16 protein-coding genes are annotated in these 19,640 nt (G+C 73.7%); 11 read left to right on the top strand and 5 right to left on the bottom strand.

Annotated elements, in window-relative coordinates; translation table 11 throughout:
* The first annotated feature begins 75 nt into the window (after positions 1-75).
* Positions 76-2,799, top strand: a complete 2,724-nt coding sequence (gene polA / locus AB0F82_RS29615; protein WP_362632758.1) for a DNA polymerase I — start codon at positions 76-78, stop codon at positions 2,797-2,799.
* 40 nt (positions 2,800-2,839) lie between these two features.
* On the opposite strand, the gene AB0F82_RS29620 is transcribed toward polA, so the two are convergent.
* Complete coding sequence (locus AB0F82_RS29620; RefSeq protein ID WP_362632760.1) at positions 2,840-3,721, bottom strand: DUF4184 family protein; 882 nt, start codon at positions 3,719-3,721, stop codon at positions 2,840-2,842.
* 183 nt (positions 3,722-3,904) lie between these two features.
* Here AB0F82_RS29620 and AB0F82_RS29625 point away from each other — a divergent pair, with 183 nt between their 5' ends.
* The 4 genes from AB0F82_RS29625 to AB0F82_RS29640 all read left to right on the top strand — a co-directional run bounded on the left by AB0F82_RS29625 (position 3,905) and on the right by AB0F82_RS29640 (position 6,892).
* Positions 3,905-5,167: a lytic murein transglycosylase gene (locus AB0F82_RS29625; protein WP_362632762.1), complete on the top strand. Its 1,263-nt coding sequence runs from the start codon at positions 3,905-3,907 to the stop codon at positions 5,165-5,167.
* 161 nt (positions 5,168-5,328) lie between these two features.
* Entirely contained in the window at positions 5,329-5,679 is a 351-nt protein-coding gene (locus AB0F82_RS29630) for a DUF6193 family natural product biosynthesis protein (RefSeq protein ID WP_362632764.1), read from the top strand.
* An 83-nt stretch (positions 5,680-5,762) separates the two neighbouring features.
* Complete coding sequence (locus AB0F82_RS29635) at positions 5,763-5,903, top strand: SPW_0924 family protein (protein ID WP_107089658.1); 141 nt, start codon at positions 5,763-5,765, stop codon at positions 5,901-5,903.
* A gap of 14 nt (positions 5,904-5,917) precedes the next feature.
* Positions 5,918-6,892 carry a DUF3068 domain-containing protein gene (locus tag AB0F82_RS29640; protein ID WP_362632766.1) on the top strand — a complete coding sequence of 325 codons (975 nt, stop codon included), beginning with the start codon at positions 5,918-5,920 and terminating at the stop codon, positions 6,890-6,892.
* A gap of 1 nt (position 6,893) precedes the next feature.
* On the opposite strand, the gene AB0F82_RS29645 is transcribed toward AB0F82_RS29640, so the two are convergent.
* Positions 6,894-9,497 carry an ATP-dependent RNA helicase gene (locus AB0F82_RS29645; RefSeq protein ID WP_362632768.1) on the bottom strand — a complete coding sequence of 868 codons (2,604 nt, stop codon included), beginning with the start codon at positions 9,495-9,497 and terminating at the stop codon, positions 6,894-6,896.
* A 4-nt stretch (positions 9,498-9,501) separates the two neighbouring features.
* Complete coding sequence (locus AB0F82_RS29650) at positions 9,502-10,362, bottom strand: class I SAM-dependent methyltransferase (RefSeq protein WP_356815741.1); 861 nt, start codon at positions 10,360-10,362, stop codon at positions 9,502-9,504.
* Between the two features lie 354 nt (positions 10,363-10,716).
* On the opposite strand from AB0F82_RS29650, the gene rpsA reads away from it, so the two are divergent.
* The 4 genes from rpsA (at position 10,717) to AB0F82_RS29670 (ending at position 14,592) form a co-directional block, all read left to right on the top strand.
* Positions 10,717-12,225: a 30S ribosomal protein S1 gene (gene rpsA / locus AB0F82_RS29655; protein ID WP_356815742.1), complete on the top strand. Its 1,509-nt coding sequence runs from the start codon at positions 10,717-10,719 to the stop codon at positions 12,223-12,225.
* A gap of 290 nt (positions 12,226-12,515) precedes the next feature.
* Positions 12,516-13,454 (top strand): PAC2 family protein, encoded by a 939-nt coding sequence (locus tag AB0F82_RS29660; RefSeq protein WP_076044002.1) that lies wholly within the window; start codon positions 12,516-12,518, stop codon positions 13,452-13,454.
* 58 nt (positions 13,455-13,512) lie between these two features.
* Entirely contained in the window at positions 13,513-14,139 is a 627-nt protein-coding gene (gene coaE / locus AB0F82_RS29665; protein ID WP_362632771.1) for a dephospho-CoA kinase, read from the top strand.
* A 66-nt stretch (positions 14,140-14,205) separates the two neighbouring features.
* A complete protein-coding gene (locus tag AB0F82_RS29670; RefSeq protein WP_356815744.1) occupies positions 14,206-14,592 on the top strand; it encodes a tetratricopeptide repeat protein in 387 nt (128 codons plus the stop codon).
* Positions 14,593-14,617: 25 nt separating this feature from the next.
* Here the strand turns inward: AB0F82_RS29670 and AB0F82_RS29675 are convergent, their stop codons facing one another.
* Entirely contained in the window at positions 14,618-14,878 is a 261-nt protein-coding gene (locus tag AB0F82_RS29675; RefSeq protein WP_356815745.1) for a DUF6343 family protein, read from the bottom strand.
* 46 nt (positions 14,879-14,924) lie between these two features.
* Positions 14,925-15,542 (bottom strand): hypothetical protein, encoded by a 618-nt coding sequence (locus AB0F82_RS29680; protein ID WP_362632774.1) that lies wholly within the window; start codon positions 15,540-15,542, stop codon positions 14,925-14,927.
* Positions 15,543-15,715: 173 nt separating this feature from the next.
* Here AB0F82_RS29680 and AB0F82_RS29685 point away from each other — a divergent pair, with 173 nt between their 5' ends.
* Together AB0F82_RS29685 and AB0F82_RS29690 are read left to right on the top strand one after the other, a co-directional pair.
* Entirely contained in the window at positions 15,716-17,038 is a 1,323-nt protein-coding gene (locus tag AB0F82_RS29685; protein WP_362632776.1) for a helix-turn-helix domain-containing protein, read from the top strand.
* Positions 17,039-17,133: 95 nt separating this feature from the next.
* Positions 17,134-19,640: DEAD/DEAH box helicase (locus AB0F82_RS29690; protein ID WP_362632778.1), on the top strand; the 2,507-nt coding region annotated here is incomplete at its 3' end.

The raw sequence follows: 19,640 nt of genomic DNA on the forward strand, positions 1-19,640 counted from the left end.
GGCGTCCGGTGGGGCGGATGCGCAGGGGGAGGCGACGGGCCGGAATTGTCGGTGGGGGCGCCTAGGATCGGGGACGTGGCAGATTCAGCATCGAAGAAGACGGACCAGACGACCGCAGCGAACCGCCCCCGCCTGATGCTCATGGACGGGCACTCCCTGGCGTACCGGGCGTTCTTCGCGCTGCCCGCGGAGAACTTCACGACCGCGACGGGGCAGCCGACCAACGCCATCTACGGCTTCGCGTCGATGCTGGCGAACACCCTGCGCGACGAGGCGCCCACGCACTTCGCGGTGGCGTTCGACGTGTCCCGCAAGACGTGGCGCTCGACGGAGTTCCCCGAGTACAAGGCGAACCGTTCCAAGACGCCCGACGAGTTCAAGGGGCAGGTCGAGCTGATCGGCGAACTCCTCGACGCGATGAAGGTGCCGCGGTTCGCGGTCGACGGCTTCGAGGCCGACGACGTGATCGCGACGCTGGCGACGCAGGCGGAGGCCCTCGGTTTCGAGGTGCTGATCGTCACCGGTGACCGGGACTCCTTCCAGCTCGTGTCCGAGCACACCACCGTGCTCTATCCGACCAAGGGCGTCTCGGAGCTGACGCGCTTCACGCCGGAGAAGGTCGAGGAGAAGTACGGACTCACCCCGCAGCAGTATCCGGACTTCGCGGCGCTGCGCGGCGACCCGTCCGACAACCTCCCCGGCATCCCGGGCGTCGGCGAGAAGACCGCCGCCAAGTGGATCACCCAGTTCGGGTCGTTCGCGGAGCTCGTGGAGCGCGCCGAGGAGGTCAAGGGCAAGGCCGGGCAGAACCTCCGGGACCACCTGGAGGCCGTCAAGCTCAACCGGGTCCTGACCGAGATGGTCAAGGACGTGGAGCTGTCCAAGGCCCCCGCCGACCTGGGCCGCCTGCCCTACGACCGGTCCGCGGTGACCGGTGTGCTGGACGTGCTGGAGATCCGCAACCCGTCGCTGCGCGAGCGGCTGCTGGCCGTGGACCCGGGCGCCGCCGAACAGGACGCCGCCCCGGCGCCCGCGGCCGGCGTGGAGCTCGACGGCTGCGTACTGGGTACGGGCGAGCTGGCGCCGTGGCTGGAGAGCCACGGCGGCGAGCCGCTGGGCGTCTCGACCGTCGACAGCTGGGCGCTGGGCCAGGGCAATGTCAGCGAGGTCGCGCTGGCCGCCGCCGGGGGAGCCGCGGCCTGGTTCACGCCGGCCGAGCTCGACGAGACGGACGAGCGGGCCTTCGCGGCCTGGGCGGCCGACGCGGCCCGGCCCAAGGTCGTGCACAATGCCAAGGGTCTGATGCGGGTCTTCCCCGAGCACGGCTGGAGCCTGGCCGGCATCGCCATGGACACCGCGCTCGCCGCCTACCTGGTCAAGCCGGGACGGCGCTCCTTCGCACTGGACGCCCTGTCCACGGAGTACCTGCACCGTGAGCTGGCCCCCGCCGCCGCCGACGGGCAGCTGGCCTTCGGCGCCGACGAGACGGCCGAGGCCGAGGCACTGATGGCGCAGGCCCGCGCCGTCCTGGACCTGGGCGACGCCTTCACCGGCAAGCTCACCGAGGTGGGCGCCGCGGAGCTGCTGCACGACATGGAGCTGCCCACCTCCGAGCTGCTCGCCCGGATGGAGCGCGCCGGCATCGCCGCCGACCGCGACCACCTGGAAGCCATGGAGCAGCAGTTCGCGGGAGCGGTGCAGCAGGCGGTCAAGGAGGCGCACGCGGCGGTCGGGCACGAGTTCAACCTCGGCTCGCCCAAGCAGCTCCAGGAGGTCTTCTTCGGCGAGCTGGACCTGCCGAAGACGAAGAAGACCAAGACCGGCTACACCACGGACGCCGACGCGCTCGCCTGGCTGGCCACGCAGACCGACCACGAACTGCCGGTGATCATGCTCCGCCACCGGGAGCAGGCCAAGCTGCGCGTCACCGTCGAGGGCCTGGTCAAGACCATCGCCGCCGACGGCCGGGTGCACACCAGCTTCAGCCAGACCGTCGCCGCGACCGGTCGGCTGTCCTCCACCGACCCGAACCTGCAGAACGTACCGGTGCGCACCGACGAGGGGCGTGCCATCCGCCGCGGCTTCGTCGTCGGCGAGGGCTTCGAGTCCCTGATGACGGCCGACTACAGCCAGATCGAGCTGCGCGTGATGGCCCACCTCTCCGAGGACGAGGGCCTGATCGAGGCGTTCGCCACCGGCGAGGACCTGCACACCACCGTCGCCTCCCAGGTGTTCGGTGTCGAGCGCGACCAGGTCGACGCCGAGATGCGCCGCAAGATCAAGGCGATGTCCTACGGCCTGGCCTACGGTCTGTCCGCCTTCGGTCTCTCCCAGCAGCTGGGCATCGAGCCCGCCGAGGCGCGCGGCCTGATGGAGACCTTCTTCGAGCGGTTCGGCGGGGTGCGCGACTACCTCCAGCGCGTCGTGGACGAGGCCCGCGCCACCGGGTACACGGCGACGATCTTCGGCCGCCGCCGCTACCTGCCCGACCTCAACAGCGACAACCGCCAGCGCCGCGAGGCCGCCGAGCGGATGGCGCTCAACGCCCCGATCCAGGGCACCGCCGCCGACATCGTCAAGGTCGCGATGCTGCGCGTGGACAAGGCGATCGCCGAGGCCGGCCTGAGGTCGCGGATGCTGCTCCAGGTCCACGACGAAATCGTGCTGGAGATCGCCCCCGGCGAGCGCGAGCAGGTCGAGGAGCTGGTGCGCCGCGAGATGGGCGCCGCCGTCGAGCTCCGCGCCCCGCTGGACGTGTCGGTCGGTGTCGGCGCGGACTGGGAGTCCGCCGCGCACTGACCGGCGCGAGGCACGGCCGGCGCCCGTCCCCACCGCCCGCTCAGGCGGTGGGGACGGGCGTCCGCGTTTCCTCGCCCCTCTGCTCGTCCGCCGGACGTCCGCCGCGGTCGCGGCCGTCGCGGCGGTGGCGCAGCCGGACCAGCAGCCCGTAGAGCAGCAGGCCGACGGCCAGTCCGCCGCCCGCCCCGAAGCAGATGGTCGGGATGATGTCGAGGGGCGTACGGATCCGGTCGAAGAAGGTGAAGAAGCGGATCACGCGCACCGTGGCGCCGGTCGTCACGCACGCCGCGATCAGCGCCAGCCAGCCCCAGTACTCGGCACGGCCGAGCACCGGCACGTCCGCGGGCGCCGGGGACGCGGGCAGCCGGCGCAGCGCCGTCGCCGTGAACCACAGCAGTGCACAGGCCGCGACCGCCGAAGTGCCGTACTGCAGGAAGGTGTAGGGCGGGAAGCCGAAGGCGATGGGTTCGCCGAGCCACGGCATCGCGTTCGTCCCCCAGCGGTCCATGTGCGTGAAGCTGTCCCACACCACGTGGGTGAGCGACCCGACGACCGCCGAGACGTAGAACCAGGCGGCCAGCGCGGGCAGTCGGCGGTTCACGCGCCACTCCTCGCCCCGTACGAAGGCATGCACCCTGCCCCGCAGACCGCTCGGCAGGAGGGCGACCAGCGGTTCGCGCAGCAGCAGCCAGCAGCCCACGAGCACGGCGGTGAGCAGTGCGTCCACGGTGAGCACGCCGGGCAGCGAGTGCGTGAAGGTGCCGTACGCCATGACGCCCTCGACGATCGCGTCCGTGAAGTAGAAGGTGTCGGGTGCGAAGGAGCCGAGGACGAGCGCCGAGGCCACGAGGGGACCCCGCGCACGCCCCGTCCGGCGGACGGCCGGCAGTACGGCGGCCGCATGGCTGAGAGTGAAGGGCATGGCACCTCTCCTGGACGTTCCGCGCGTTTCCTCTGCTTCGGGTCAATGCGCCCGAAGGGTCCCGACAGTATGCGTGACCTCTACATGGACGTGGGGATCCGGTGAATTCCGACGCGCTGCCCGTGCCCTCTCAAGGTAGTTGACGTAGGGTCACGCGGACGTCGAGGGGGAGGAGTCCGGCTCATGTCGTCCATATCAGGCGGACGCGGGCGCTACAGGCTGTACAGGGGCGCGACCGCCGCCCTGGTCTGTGCCCTGACGGCCGCGGCGCTGACCGGCTCCCGCGGCCCGTCGCCCGACGGCCCGGCCCCGGTGTCGGCGTCGGGCGCGAACGGTGCCCAGCCCCTTCCGGCGGACCCGGGCGGCGGCGACTCGTCCTACTTCACCGAACTCCCGCCGCTGGTCGGCCCGGAGCCGCCGGCCGTGGTGCTGCCGGACGGGCCGCCCGAGGCCCGGCCGCAGGAACAGGGGGCGCCGCAGCCGGCGACGGCGGTCGCCGTGGGCGGGGCCGCGCAGGGGATACCGGCGAGCGTGCTCGCGGCGTACCAGCGGGCCGAGAAGACGGTGGGGCAGAGCGATCCCGGCTGCGGTCTGCGCTGGCAACTCCTCGCGGCCATCGGCAAGGTGGAGTCCGGACAGGCACGCGGCGGGCAGGTGGACGCGACCGGGACCACGCTGCGGCCGATCCTGGGGCCGGTGCTCGACGGCAACGGCTTCGCGAACATCGCGGACACCGACGGCGGGGCCTACGACGGGGACGCGCGGTACGACCGGGCGGTCGGGCCGATGCAGTTCATCCCCTCCACGTGGGCGGCGTGGGGTCAGGACGCGGACGGCGACGGCCGGCGCAACCCGAACAACGTGCACGACGCGGCCCTGGCGGCCGGCCGGTACCTGTGCGCGGGAACCCGGGACCTGCGCGTCGACGCGGACCTGGACCGGGCCGTGCTCTCCTACAACCGGTCGACGGAGTACCTGCGGACGGTGCGCTCCTGGTTCGCGTACTACCTCAAGGGCGCGCACGAAGTCCCGGACACGGGCGGCACGGCGCCGACCCCGCCGGCGAAGCCGAACCCGAGGCCCACGCCGACGCCGATGCCCACGCCGACGCCCACCCCGTCCCCGACGCCCACCCCGTCCCCGACGCCGGACCCGAAGCCCACCCCGACGCCGACGCCGGACCCGAAGCCGACGCCGACGCCTACACCCACTCCCACGCCGGATCCGAAGCCGACCCCGACGCCGGCTCCCACCCCCACCCCGACGGGAAGTCCGACGCCGACGCCGCCCCCGACCCCGACGCCGACCCCGAAGCCCTCCCCGAGCCCGACCACCGGTGCCCGGCCCACTCCCACGCCCAGCCCCACGGCTTCCGCGAAGCCCGGGTCCGCTCCCGGGCCGAGCCCGACGGCGACGCGCGCCGCGTCGGCCGTCCCACTGGGGTGATGACCGACAGCGGCGACCCCGCCGCGTGCGAGACACCCCTCATGCGTCGGCCGGTCCTTCCCGACCTGGCCGCCGCGCGCCTGCTCGGACCGGCGGAGTTCGTCGAGCCGAGCTGGTAGGCGCTGTTGCTGGGCCGGCGGGCGGCCCGGGACCACTACCAGGTGCGTGGTCCCGACCGCCCGTACCCGTCCGTCGTCCCCCTCCTGGAGGCGGCGTACGCGCACCCGCGTCTGCGTCGGCTGTTTCCCTTCACCAGTCACTACAGCCTGAACCTCAGCAGCTGCACGGAGCACCCCTGCCTCGTGCAGGTACCTTCCGTGGACCCCATGGCCGACGGGCGGTTCCGCGTCCGCAGCGTCCGCAGCGCCCACGTGATCGGCTGGGCCGACACCGCCGGGGAAGCGGTCGCCCTCGTCGCCGCGCACATTCCGCCCGGGCTCGGCCCTGCGGTCGCCCGCGCCGACATCACGCAGGCGGTCGCTTCCGGATCCCGCCGGCCCCCTTCCCCGTAGGCGACGCGAGACGGTTCTCATCTCGGCCTCCCGTTGCTACGGTGCCCCATCTCTGACGCCTCATCAGATTTCGGAGCCCCGGCATGCGCGCATTCGTCGCCGCCGTCATCGGCCTCGCGGCCGCGCTGGCCCTCGTGTTCGCCATCACGGCGTTCGGGGTGCCCGAGGGCGAGACCTCACCCAGGCCCCTGCTCACCACCGCGCCCCCCGCGCCCGGAAAGTAGAGGAGGGCCCGGCCGTGCGACGCAGAGCGAGCCTTGTCCTGCTGGCCCTGGCCGTGTTCTGCGCGGCCCTCGCCCCGCTGCTGCGCTGGTACGCGTACCCGCGCCTCGCGAAGATCCCGCCGAACCAGTACCAGGAGATGGTCCTGGAGGCGAAGGACGCGACCCTCCTCGACTACACCGGCGGTATGCAGCCCAAGAAGGTCGACAAGGTCACGATCGTCCAGACCCTCAAGGGCAACGTCGAGGCGTCGAAGGAGATTGAGGCGAGCGCGGGCAAGGACGTCGTGGTCTGGGACACCCTGTCCTACATCATCGGCCCCGACGGCAAGATGGTCTCCCAGATCCCCGAGCGCTACATCTTCGACGCCCACACCCAGGACCCGGTGCACGCCACCGGCGAGATGGTCGACGGCGACGCGGTCAAGCGCGAGGGCATCGAGTTCAAATGGCCCTTCTTCACCGAACCGCGCGACTACCTCTACTTCGACGCCCAGACCCGTACCTCCTCGCCGATCCACTACGTCGGACCGCGCCGCTTCAAGGGCATGGACGTCTACTACTTCGAGCAGACCGTCCCGTGGACCAAGGTGTCCATGCCGAAGAAGATGCCGATCGAGGGCATCGACCCGGCGACGATCGAGGCGGCGACCGGCACCACCCTCTGGTACACAGCGAAGGTGCGCTTCTGGGTCGACCCCGTGACCGGGGCGCCCGTCAACGCCGAACAGGACATCCAGCAGGAGATGCGCGGCGGCATCGCCTCCGGCGGACCCGACGGCAAGCTCACCGCCTTCGCCGGACACGTGACCATGCGCGAGGACTACTCCGACCACACCGTCGACCTGGTCAAGGCGAACCGTACGAAGGTCCTCGTGCTCCACACCTACGCCCCGGCGGGCCTGGCCGCCGGCGGCCTCGCCCTGCTCGTGCCGGCGCTGTGGCTGGAGGCCCGCGGCCGCCGCGCCCGCGAACCGCGGGACACCCCTTAGATCAGCGGCGCAGCCGGGCGTTGGTGTGGCGGGTGGGCTCGGCGGTGGCCGGGTCCTGCGGCCAGGGGTGCTTGGGGTAGCGCCCCCGCAGCTCCGCGCGGACCGCGCGGTAGCCGCCCTGCCAGAAGGAGGCCAGGTCGGCGGTGACGGCCGCGGGCCGGCCGGCGGGGGACAGCAGGTGCACGAGCACCGGTACGCCCGCCACCCGCGGGGTCTCGGCCAGCCCGAACAGCTCCTGGAGCTTCACCGCGAGCACCGGCTGCCCGTGCTCGGCGGAGTAGTCCAGCCGGATACGGGACCCGCTGGGCACTTCCAGCCGTTCCGGAGCCAGCTCGTCCAGCCGGACCGCCTCGCCGGTGGCCCACGGCAGCAGCCGGTTCAGGGCCTGGCCGGCGTCGATCCGGGCGAGGTCCGCGCGCCGCCGGGCCCGGGACAGCTCGGGCTCCAGCCAGTCGTCGGCCCGCTCCAGCAGCACGGCGTCGTCGGCCACGTCCGGCCAGGCGCCGCCCAGCGTGCGGTGCAGGAAGCCGAGACGGGCCCGCAGGGCCCGCGCGTCCGGGGTCCAGCGCAGCAGGGCGAGGCCCTCGGCGCGCAGCCCCTCGAGCAGCGCGGCCCGGACGAGCGCCGGGCCAGGAGCGCGCAGAGGGCGCACGGCGAGCTCGATCGCCCCGAGCCGCTGGACGGCGCGGGCGACCACGTCGCCGTCCTCCCAGTGCACCTCGTCGGCGTCCGCGCGCAGGTGCGCGGCGGCGGTCAGGGCGGTGTCCTCGTCGACGACCGCGGCCAGCCGGATCCGCGCGGCGGCGGAGTGCGGGGGCCGGTCTGCGACGGCCACGGCCAGCCAGGGCGCGTGGCGCAGCGCTGACCCGTCGCCGAGATCGGCCCCCGTCCCGGAGGCCATGAGGAAGGCCCCCGATCCCTTGCTCCTGGCGATCCGCTCGGGGAACGCGAGTGCGCCGATCAGCCCGGCCGCGGCGTCGTCGGGGACCCGCCCCGCGCCCGGGGGCGGAGCCGCCGCCGGGGTCGGGGCGGAACCCGGGACCGGAGAGCCGGAGGCGGAACCCCCGGTGTCGGGAAGGGGCGGTGCGGCGGAGAGCCCCGCAGGGTCCTGGAGAGCCCGCTCCAGGCGGTGGGCCTCCGTGCGCCAGCGGGCGGCGTACGCGTCGCCGCCCGCGCGGGCCCGCCGCCAGGCCGCCGCCAGGTCGTCCCCGTACTCCCGCGGCGGCTCCTCGCTCAGCAGCGCCACCACTTCCGCCGCCCGGCGGGCGCCGAGCGCGGCGCTGCCGTCCAGCAGGGCCCGCGCCAGCCGCGGGTGCACCCCGAGCCGGGCCATCCGCTGCCCGCGGGGGGTGACCGCGCCGGCCGCGGACACCGCGCCGACGGCCACCAGCACCTCGCGCGCCGCGGCCATCGCACCGGCCGGCGGCGGATCCAGCAGTGCCAGCCCGGCCGCGTCCGGGTCGCCCCAGCAGGCGGCCTGCAGGGCGAACTGCGCCAGGTCGGCGATCCGGATCTCCGGGGAGGGAAACGCGGCCAGCCGGCCGTCCTCCGCCTCGGCCCAGCAGCGGTACACCGTGCCCGGCGCCTCACGCCCGGCCCGGCCCGCCCGCTGGCGCCCGGCCGCGCGGGACGCCCGTACGGTCGCCAGCGCCCCCAGCCCGCGGGCGTGGTCCACCCGGGGCTCGCGCGCCAGCCCCGAATCGACCACCACGCGCACGCCGGGCACGGTCAGGCTCGATTCCGCCACCGCCGTCGCGAGGATCACCCGGCGGTGGTCCGAGGCCGTCAGCGCGGCGTCCTGCACGGCCGCCGGGGCCCGGCCGTGGACCTGCAGCACCTCCGCGTCCACGCCGCCCAGCTGCCCCGCCACCCGGGCGATTTCGCCGACGCCAGGCAGGAAGCACAGCACGTCACCGGAACGTTCCGCCAGCGCCCGCCGCACCACCGAGGCCACGTGTGCGAGCTGCGCCGGATCCACCCGCATCCCGTGCGGGGGCCGCACCGGGCGGGCCGCAGGCGCCCAGACGGTCTCCACCGGGTACGAGACGCCCGCCGCCTCCACCACCGGCGCACCGCCGAGCACGCGCGCCCAGCCGGCGGAGTCCGTCGTCGCCGAGGCCGCCACGAGCCGCAGCTCCGGCCGCAGGGTCTCGCGTACGTCGAGGAGGAACGCGGCGACCGTGTCGGCGTCCAGGTGCCGTTCGTGGCACTCGTCCAGGACGACCACGTCCACGCCGGCCAGCTCCTGGTCGCGCTGGAGCCGCTGGAGCAGCACACCGGTGGTCACCACCTCCACCACGGTGCCGGGGCCGGCCACCCGCTCGCCGCGCACCGTGAACCCGACCGCGCCGCCGACCCGCTCGCCCAGCAGCCAGGCCATCCGGCGCGCCGCCGCCCGGGCGGCGATCCGCCGGGGCTCCGCCACGATCACCCGGCGCCGCGGCCCGCCGCCCGCCAGGCCCGCGAGCACCAGCGGGACCAGCGTCGTCTTGCCCGTCCCGGGTGGCGCGCACAGCACCGCGGCGCCGTGTCCGTCGAGCGCGGAGACGAGCTCGGGCAGGGCCTCGCGTACGGGAAGGGCGTCGAGGGCGGCCTGGCGGATCAAGGCGTCAGGCCCTCTCGCAGACGAAGATCGCGGTGCCGGGGATCAGGTTCCCGCGCAGCGGGGACCAGCCGCCCCATTCCTGGCTGTTCCATTCGGGCCACTCGGGTTCGACGAGGTCGACCAGGCGGAAGCCGCCCGCGACGACGTCGCGGACGCGGTCGCCGAGGGTGCGGTGGTGCTCGACGTACACGGCGCGCCCCTCCTCGTCCTGCTCCACGTACGGGGTCCGGTCGAAGTAGGAGGCGGAGACGGACAGGCCCTCGGGGCCGGGCTCGTCGGGGAAGGCCCAGCGCAGGGGGTGGGTGACGGAGAAGACCCAGCGGCCGCCGGGGCGCAGGACGCGGTGCACCTCGCGCATGACGTTGACCGGGTCGGCGACGAAGGGGACGGCGCCGTAGGCGGAGCAGGCGAGGTCGAAGGAGCCGTCGCGGAAGGGGAGCCGGCCGGCGTCGGCCTCGACGAGCCGGACCCCCGGCACGTCGCCGCCGCCGATGCGCAGGGCGTGCTGGAGCTGGCGGTGCGAGAGGTCGAGGGCCACCGGGCGGGCGCCCTGGGCGGCCAGCCAGCGGGAGCACTGGGCGGCGCCGGCGCCGATCTCCAGCACGTCCTTGTCCTTGAGGGAGGCGGCGGGGCCGAGCAGGGCCGCGTCCGCTTCGTCCAGCCCCTCGGGCCCCCATACGAAGCGGTCGTCGCCGAGGAAGGTGCCGTGCTCGCTCTGGTACTCGTCGGCGTTGCGGTCCCACCAGCTGCGGCTCGCCCGGCTGCTCTCCGCTTCCCCGGCGTCACGGCGCGTGGCCTCGGCGTCGTCCGAGGAGTCCGGATCGGCCGCGTACGCGTCTTCGGGGGCGTAGTCCTCTTGGTTCATGGGGCCCGTCGTCGTAGTCTGCGAGTGTCTTGGGAATGTGGCAGGAAGCGCCATCAGGGCCTTCCCGCCCATGAATTGTGCCGGTTGTGCGGTGATCCGCCCGGGGTGTGGGGCTTCGCGCATTGACCCTGTCCGGCTGCCCCCGTATGCTACAAGTTGCGCTGCGAGCCTGTGCTCCTCAGACCTAGCAGGCTGCGCTTGCATCTGTTGATGTCCCCTCGGTTTTCGAGGCCCTCCCCGCTTGTGGGGATCAGGGGCTTCCTTGGCTGTCCGGCTTCTTCGGCAGATGCCGATAAGGGCTCCCGGCGTAGCAGTACCTACGACTTTCTGTCCGTAACCGGAGCCCTTTCCCACATGACGAGCAGCACCGAGACCACCTCTACCACTCCGCAGGTAGCGGTCAACGACATCGGTAACGAGGAAGCCTTCCTCGCCGCGATCGACGAAACGATCAAGTACTTCAACGACGGCGACATCGTCGACGGCGTCATCGTGAAGGTCGACCGGGACGAGGTCCTGCTCGACATCGGTTACAAGACGGAAGGCGTGATCCCGAGCCGCGAGCTCTCGATCAAGCACGACGTCGACCCGAACGAGGTCGTCAAGGTCGGCGACGAGATCGAGGCCCTGGTTCTCCAGAAGGAGGACAAGGAAGGCCGTCTGATCCTGTCCAAGAAGCGCGCTCAGTACGAGCGTGCCTGGGGCACGATCGAGAAGATCAAGGAAGAAGACGGCATCGTCACCGGTACCGTCATCGAGGTCGTCAAGGGTGGTCTCATCCTCGACATCGGCCTCCGCGGCTTCCTCCCGGCCTCCCTGGTCGAGATGCGCCGTGTCCGCGACCTCCAGCCCTACGTGGGCAAGGAGCTCGAGGCGAAGATCATCGAGCTGGACAAGAACCGCAACAACGTGGTCCTGTCCCGCCGTGCCTGGCTGGAGCAGACCCAGTCCGAGGTCCGCCAGACGTTCCTCACCACCCTGCAGAAGGGTCAGGTCCGCTCCGGCGTCGTTTCCTCGATCGTCAACTTCGGTGCCTTCGTGGACCTGGGTGGCGTCGACGGTCTCGTCCACGTCTCCGAGCTGTCCTGGAAGCACATCGACCACCCGTCCGAGGTTGTCGAGGTCGGCCAGGAAGTCACCGTCGAGGTCCTCGACGTCGACATGGACCGCGAGCGTGTCTCCCTGTCGCTGAAGGCGACGCAGGAGGACCCGTGGCAGCAGTTCGCCCGTACGCACCAGATCGGTCAGGTCGTCCCGGGTAAGGTCACCAAGCTGGTTCCGTTCGGCGCGTTCGTCCGCGTGGACGAGGGCATCGAGGGTCTGGTCCACATCTCCGAGCTGGCCGAGCGCCACGTGGAGATCCCGGAGCAGGTCGTCCAGGTCAACGACGAGATCTTCGTCAAGGTCATCGACATCGACCTCGAGCGTCGCCGGATCTCGCTGTCCCTGAAGCAGGCCAACGAGTCCTTCGGTGCCGACCCGGCGTCGGTCGAGTTCGACCCGACCCTGTACGGCATGGCCGCGTCCTACGACGACCAGGGCAACTACATCTACCCCGAGGGCTTCGACCCCGAGACCAACGACTGGCTCGAGGGCTACGAGAAGCAGCGCGAGGCCTGGGAGAGCCAGTACGCCGAGGCGCAGGCTCGCTTCGAGCAGCACCAGGCTCAGGTCATCAAGAGCCGCGAGGCCGACGAGGCCGCTGCTGCCGAGGGCGCTGCCGCCCCGGCCGCCGGTGGCAACGCCGGTGCGGGCATCTCGGGTGGTTCCTACTCCTCGGAGTCGGACGAGACCTCCGGCGCCCTGGCGTCGGACGAGGCCCTGGCCGCGCTCCGCGAGAAGCTGGCCGGCGGCCAGAGCTGATCGCAGCGCGCATCGCACTCCGGTGTGAGCAGAGCTGACTGAGCACGACGGTGAGGCCCGTCCCCTTCGGGGGGCGGGCCTCACCGCGTTCACCGGCGTTCCCGGTGTTCCCGGCGTTCCCGGCGTTCCCGGTGTTCGGCACCCGGTGTTCCCGCCCGTCCCGTCCCTCCCCACCCGTCCCGCCCGTCGCGACGTGATCCATTGCGTTCCTGTGAAGGGGGCCAACTGGGGAATGACGGCGCCGCCTTGGACGTTCTTGGCAGAGAACGAGGCGAGGAGGAGTGGTGGCGGTGCTTGATCCACAGGGTTTGTACGAATGGGATGCCAAGGGTCTGGCGGTGGCCGACCTGGCGGTCGCCCAGGACTCGGCCGGGCTGGTCATGCTGTACCACTTCGAGGGGTACATCGACGCGGGAGAGGCCGGGGAGCAGATCGTCGAACGGCTGCTGGACACCCTGCCCCACCAGGTCGTCGCCCGCTTCGACGCGGACCGGCTCGTGGACTACCGGGCGCGCCGTCCGCTGCTGACCTTCCAGCGCGACCACTGGGCGGAGTTCGAGGAGCCCCGGCTGGAGGTCCGGCTGGTCCAGGACGCCACCGGAGCGCCGTTCCTGCTGCTGTCCGGCCCGGAGCCGGACGTGGAGTGGGAGCGCTTCGCCGTCGCCGTCCGGCAGATCGTCGAACGCCTCGGGGTCCGGCTCTCGGTCAACTTCCACGGCATCCCGATGGGCGTCCCGCACACCCGGCCCGTCGGCATCACCCCGCACGGCAACCGGACCGACCTCATGCCGGGCCACCGCAGCCCCTTCGACGAGGCCCAGGTGCCCGGCAGCGCCGAGTCCCTGGTGGAGTTCCGCCTGTCCCAGGCCGGACACGACGTGCTCGGCGTCGCCGCGCACGTCCCGCACTACGTGGCGCGCTCCCCGTACCCGGACGCGGCGCTGACGGTGCTGGAGGCGATCACGGCGGCGACCGGCCTGGTGCTGCCGGCCGTGGCGCACGCGCTGCGGACCGAGGCCCACCGTACGCAGACGGAGATCGACCGGCAGATCCGCGAGGGCGACGAGGAGCTGGTCGGCCTGGTGCAGGGGCTGGAGCACCAGTACGACGCCGCCGCCGGGGCCGAGACCCGGGGCAACATGATCGCCGAGCCGGCGGAACTGCCGTCGGCGGACGAGATCGGCCGCGAGTTCGAGCGGTTCCTGGCGGAGCGCGAGGGCGAGGGCTGAGTCCCCCGTCCCGGGGGCCCGGCCCCGCACGGCTGTGCGGGGGCCTAAGCTGCGGGGCATGTTGAAGGTAGGCCTGACGGGCGGAATCGGTGCCGGCAAGAGCGAGGTCTCGCGCCTGCTGGCGGGGTACGGGGCGATCGTCGTGGACGCCGATCGGATCGCACGCGAGGTCGTGGAGCCCGGTACGCCGGGGCTCGCGGCCGTCGTCGCCGCCTTCGGGGAAGACGTACTGACCCCCGAGGGCACGCTGGACCGGCCGAAGCTGGGATCCATCGTGTTCGCGGACCCGGAGAAGCTCCGTACGCTCAACGCGATCGTGCACCCGCTGGTCGGCGCCCGGTCCGCCGAGCTGGAGGCCGCCGCGGGCCCCGACGCCATCGTCGTGCACGACGTACCGCTGCTCACCGAGAACGGCCTCGCACCGCTCTACGACCTGGTCGTCGTGGTCGACGCGGCCCCGTCGACGCAGCTCACCCGGCTGACCGGGCTGCGCGCGATGGCCGAGGAGGAGGCCCGGGCGCGGATGGCCGCCCAGGCCACGCGCGACCAGCGGCTGGCGGTGGCCACCCTCGTGATCGACAACGACGGGCCGCTGGACGCGCTGGAGCCGCAGGTCCGCAAGGTGTGGGAAGAACTCACGGCGCGGGCGTCGGCGGCGCCGACGGCGGGCGACGGCGCCGCCTGACGTGTGCATGGAATACCGCGCGGGGCTCGGGCGTTGAAGGCGCCGGTAGAGGGAAGGATCCATACCGTGTCCGAGACCACGCGCCCCACGCCGTCCAGCCCGGAAACACACGTCATCGACTTCCGGGCGGCGGAGCAGCTGCTCGCTGCACGCGACCCCCGCGGTGCGGTCAAGCTCCTCGACTCGGTCGTGGCCGCCCACCCGGAGAACACGGCGGCCCGGCTGCTGCGCGCCCGGGCCTTCTTCGCCGCAGCCCAGCTGCGCCCGGCGCAGCTGGAGTTCGAGCTGGTGCTGGAGCGTGAGCCGGACAACGCCTTCGCCCACTTCGCGCTGGCCCGTACGCACGAGCGGGCGGGCCGGCCCGAGCAGGCGCGCAAGCACTTCCGGCTGGCCGCGGCCCTCGACCCGCAGCCGGAGTACCGGGCGGCGGCCCGCTTCGAGGAACAGGCCTGATCCGGAGGGACCGGCGCTCCACCCCTCAGCGACTTTCGGGCGGCTCGTACGGGGGGACGTCCCGGCCGGGCTGGTAGTGCGGGCCCTGCCGGATGTGGCGCACGATCATGAACAGGTCCACGCCGACGACGACCGCCAGCGCACCGCACGCCGCCGCCCATCCGGGACGGCCCGCCAGCGCGAAGGCGGCCGTGCCGGCGGCGGCCCAGACCAGCCCCCAGACGCCCAGCCAGAACCGCAGCCGCAGCGGACTGCGCGCTGTCACCGGCTCGTTTCCGGAACGCATGGCATCGCCTCTCCTGTCCATGGTCCCACTCGGCCGGCCAGTCCCGTCAGGGGTTGAGCCTGTTCACGGCCTTGGCGGTCGACTTCTTGAAGGCGGCGACCGGCGCCTGGGAGAGGTCGCCCATCTGCCCCCACTTGACGACGGTCACGGTGGAGCCGTCGCGCCCGATCCCGTAGAGGTGCACGCCCGGCTCGGACTCCGGGATCGAGGTGTGGACCCCGTAGACGTGCGCGCCCTCCTCGACGGGCAGGGTCCCGTAGTCCTGCCAGGACGCCGTGCCGCCCGGGGTCGTGCGCAGCCAGTCGGCGGCGCAGGTGGCGACCTTGCGCTCCAGCGTGCCGACGAGCTTGGCGGCCGCGGAGGGCGAGGCGGACCGTACGGAGACCTGCACGGCGCCGGTGTCGTACTCGGTGCCGAACGTGCGGTGCCAGCTGCCCGCCGCCGGAAGCACCCCGTCCAGGCAGAACGTCTCCGTCTCGGGCAGTCCCTTGGTGATCTCGCCCGCGTACCAGGGAGACGCGGGGTGCGGGGGCAGGTCGGTGCCGTGCAGGAATCCGGGCGCGGTGGCGGCCGCGGCGGAGGTCGAGGTGGTGAGGACGAGGGCGGCGGCCGCCGCGACCAGTGCGGTGGCGAGGGTGGCGGCGGTGTCGGTACGTCGGAACATGTCGGTTCTCCCCGTGGACGCTGCATCGGTGTGCCTGCCAAAGCTGTTCCCCGGCGGGGGCGCAGGGCCACGGTTCGGGGCGAAATCGGGACACTGGAACGCCCGTACGCCCTGTCACCTGGGGGAACACCCCAGGCATGGAACGGAGCCGTGGGACACGGACGGGGGACACCGTGAGTGAGGCCGAGGATTTCGCGCGGCGGATGCGGGAGCTGAAGGAGCGCGGCGGGCTGAGCTACGGCGTCCTCGCGCGCCGGCTGCACACGAGTACGTCGACCCTGCACCGGTACTGCAAGGGGGAGGCGCTGCCGGTGGAGTTCGCGGTGGTGGACCGCTTCGCGCGGGCCTGCGGGGCCTCGGCGGCGGAGGCGGTGGACCTGCACCGGGCCTGGCTGCTGGCGGACGCCCGGCGGCGCGCGGGGGCGCCCGCGCCGGACCCGGTACCCGCCGCCGGTGAGCCGGAGCCGGCCGTCGTGGAGCCGCAGTCGGCCGTCGTGGTGGGGCCGCCTGCCGTGGCGGGCCGGGGCACGGGGGCCGGACCGACGGCAACGGAATCCGGAGCGCGCTCGTCCTGGTACCGGCGCAGGGCGGTCGTGGTCGCGGCGGCGGGGCTGACGGCCGGGGCGGTGGCCGTGGCGCTGCTGGCGGTGACCGGCCCCGACCGGGGTGCGCCGCACGCCGGAGCGGGTACGCGGGCGGGGGCGGGCGCCGGCACGGGCGGACCCGGGGGCTCCGCCGCCGCCGCGGCGACCCCGTCCGCGCCGGGTGCCGCGCCGACGGATCCGCCGACCGGTCCGGCACGGCCTTCGGCGTCGTCCGGGGGACCGGCCACGGCGCCGGCCCAGACCTCCGCCCCACCGCCCGTGCCGCCCGGCCGGGCACCGGCGGCGCCCCTCAAGGCGGCAGTGCGGTCGCACGTGTGGGCCGCGGGCTGCGACCACGCCTACCTGGCCGCTCGGGGCCCCGGATCGGTGCCCCCGCCGCCCGTGCAGGCGGACGCGTCCGCCTGGGCGACGGCGCAGTCCGCCGTGCACGCCGGGAGCCAGATCGTGGAGGTCACCCTGCACGGCACGGGCGCGGGCGCGGTGGTCCTGGAGGGGCTGGAGGTGCGGGTGGGGGCGCGACGCACACCGCCCGCCTGGAACGTCTACCAGATGTCGCAGGGCTGCGGCGGGGGTCTCACCCCGGCCGTCTTCGCCGTCAACCTGGACGCGCCGCGCCCGCTGGCCCGCCCCGTCGCCGGGAACGACGCCGGGAACCGGCTTCCGGCCCCGGCCTTCCCGATGCGGGTCACGGCCGACGAGCCGGTCGTCCTGAGGGTGGAGGCCGTCACCACGGGCTGCGACTGTGACTGGTCCCTCGATCTGCGGTGGACCTCTCCGGCCGGGTCGGGCACCCTGCGCGTCGACGACGGCGGCCGCCCGCTGCGCACGAGCGCCGCCACCGGCCGGCCCGTCTACGGGTACGCCCTGGAACAGGGCCGCTGGGCCCGCTGAAACCGCAGGCCAGGGGCGATGTCAGTGGCCGCACCTAGACTCGTGGGCAAGGGGCCGGCAGGTCCGGGAGGACGAGCGTGAGGGAGGGGGACACCATGACAGCACAGGCCCAGACACAGGCGCAGACACAGTCACAGTCACAGGGGCAGACGCAGCCGCTGCGACAGCCGGAGTCGCTGAGACAGCTGCAGCCGCAGCCGCAGGCATCCGCGCTCCTGCGCCATGCCGCCGTCTTCCTGCCCGCCGCCGTCCCCCGGGAGGGGCGGGTCGCCTTCTGGTCGCCCGACGGCGACGCTCTGCCCGAAGCGGGCACGCCCGGTCCGCTCACCGTCGTACGGCCGCACGGCAGCGGGGTCCGCAGCCGGCCCGTGCCCGCGGTGACCTTCTCCGTCACCGACGCCCTGCCCCTGCTCGCGCGGGCCCCCCGCAGCCCCGTCGCGCACCCCGCCACCCGGGCCTGGGGCACCGCCGCCACGCAGGCCCTCACCCTGGCCGCACGCGGCCGGCTGCTCCCCGGGCTCACCCTCGAGGGCGTCGACGCCTGGCGCGCGGGTCCGCTCGACGCCGATGACATCGCCCACCTCCGGGCGGTCGCCGCCGCCCTGCCCCACGAGGGGCACGCGACGCCCCTCGCCGGGCGCCGCCCGCTCCAGCTGCCCGAGCCGGAGGCGCTGGTCCGCGCGTTCCTCGACGCCGTCGCCGACAGCCTGCCCCGCACCCCGGCGGCGCCCGTGGCGGCCGGGCGGCCGTTCGCCGCGCGGGAACCGCAGCAGGTGCCCGGGATACAGGAGTGGGCCGCCCGGGTCGCGGCCGGGGCCGACACAGGAGTCGGGCTCTCGCTCCGGCTCGACCTGTCCTCCTTCCGCCTCTTCGACGAGGCCGAGGGGGAGGAGACCCGGCGCGCCGGCGCCGCCGTCGTCCAGGTGCACAGCCTCGCCGATCCCACGCTCGTCACCGACGCCGGACAGCTGTGGGCCGGCACTGCGGGGGCCGGCTTCGGTCCCCGAGCCCGGATCGACGCCGTGCTCGCGCTGCGCCGGGCAGCGCGCGTCTGGCCGCCGCTGCTGCGGCTGCTGGACCAGCCCGTCCCCGACGCCCTCGCCCTGTCCGACCCGGAGCTGGAAGACCTGCTGGGGGTCGCCGCGAACCGGCTGGCCGCCGCCGGGGTCGTCGTCCACTGGCCGCGCGACCTGGCCCGTACGCTGTCCGCGACCGCTGTCGTACGGTCCACCGCGCCCGGGTCGGCCACCGACGGGACCGCCTTCTTCGACGCGGAACACCTCTTCGCCTTCTCCTGGGAACTGGCCCTCGGCGGTGACCGGCTCACCCCGGGGGAGATGGACGCCCTGGCACAGGCCCACCGGCCCGTCGTACGGCTGCGGGACCAGTGGGTGCGGGTCGACCCCGAGCTGGTGCGCAAGGCGCGCAAACGGGAGCTGGGCCTGCTGGACCCGGTGGACGCGCTGGCCACCGCCCTTTCGGGGACGGCCGAGGTCGACGGCGAGCCGGTCGAAGCGGTACCGGTGGGGGCGCTGGCCGCCCTGCGGGAACGGCTGACGGGCGAGTTCGCCCCGCTCCCGCAGCCCGCCGCGCTCCGGGCCACCCTGCGCGACTACCAGGCGCGCGGCCTGGCCTGGCTCGACCTGATGACCTCCCTCGGGCTCGGCGGCTGCCTCGCCGACGACATGGGCCTGGGCAAGACCGTCACGCTGATCGCGCTGCACCTGCACCGGGACCGCCGCGAGCCGACGCTCGTGGTGTGCCCCGCGTCCCTCCTGGGCAACTGGCAGCGGGAGATCGAGAAGTTCGCGCCCGGCACGCCCGTGCGCCGCTTCCACGGCGGCGGCCGCAGCACCGAGGACCTGACGTCCTGCGCGGGCGGGTTCGTGCTCACGACCTACGGGACGATGCGGGCCAGCGCCGCCCTCCTCGCCGAACAGCACTGGGGCATGGTCGTCGCCGACGAGGCGCAGCACGTGAAGAACCCCCACTCGGCGACCGCGAAGGCCCTGCGCACGATCCCGGCCCCGGCCAGGGTGGCGCTGACCGGCACCCCGGTGGAGAACAACCTCTCCGAGCTGTGGGCGCTGCTCGACTGGACCACGCCGGGGCTGCTGGGGCCGCTGACCACCTTCCGGGCCCGCCACGCCCGCCCCGTGGAGCACCAGCAGGAGGAGGACGGCGGCAACGAGGCGGCGGTCGCCCGGCTGGCCGCGCTCGTCCGGCCGTTCCTGCTGCGGCGCAAGAAGTCCGACCCTGGCATCGCGCCCGAGCTGCCGCCGAAGACCGAGACCGACCACCCGGTGTCCCTCACCCGGGAGCAGGCCTCCCTCTACCAGGCCGCGGTGGACGAGGCGATGGCCGTCATCGGGGAGAGCGAGGGCATCGAGAGACGCGGCATGATCATGAAGCTGCTGGCCTCGCTCAAGCAGATCTGCAACCACCCCGCGCAGTACCTGAAGGAGGAGCAGCCCCGCCTCCCGCACCGCTCGGGCAAGCTCGCCCTGCTCGACGAGCTGCTGGACACCATCGTCGCCGAGGGCGGTTCGGTGCTCGTGTTCACGCAGTACGTGACGATGGCCCGGCTCATCGAGCGGCACCT

The organism is Streptomyces virginiae, from assembly GCF_040638905.1.
Taxonomy (GTDB): domain Bacteria; phylum Actinomycetota; class Actinomycetes; order Streptomycetales; family Streptomycetaceae; genus Streptomyces; species Streptomyces virginiae_B.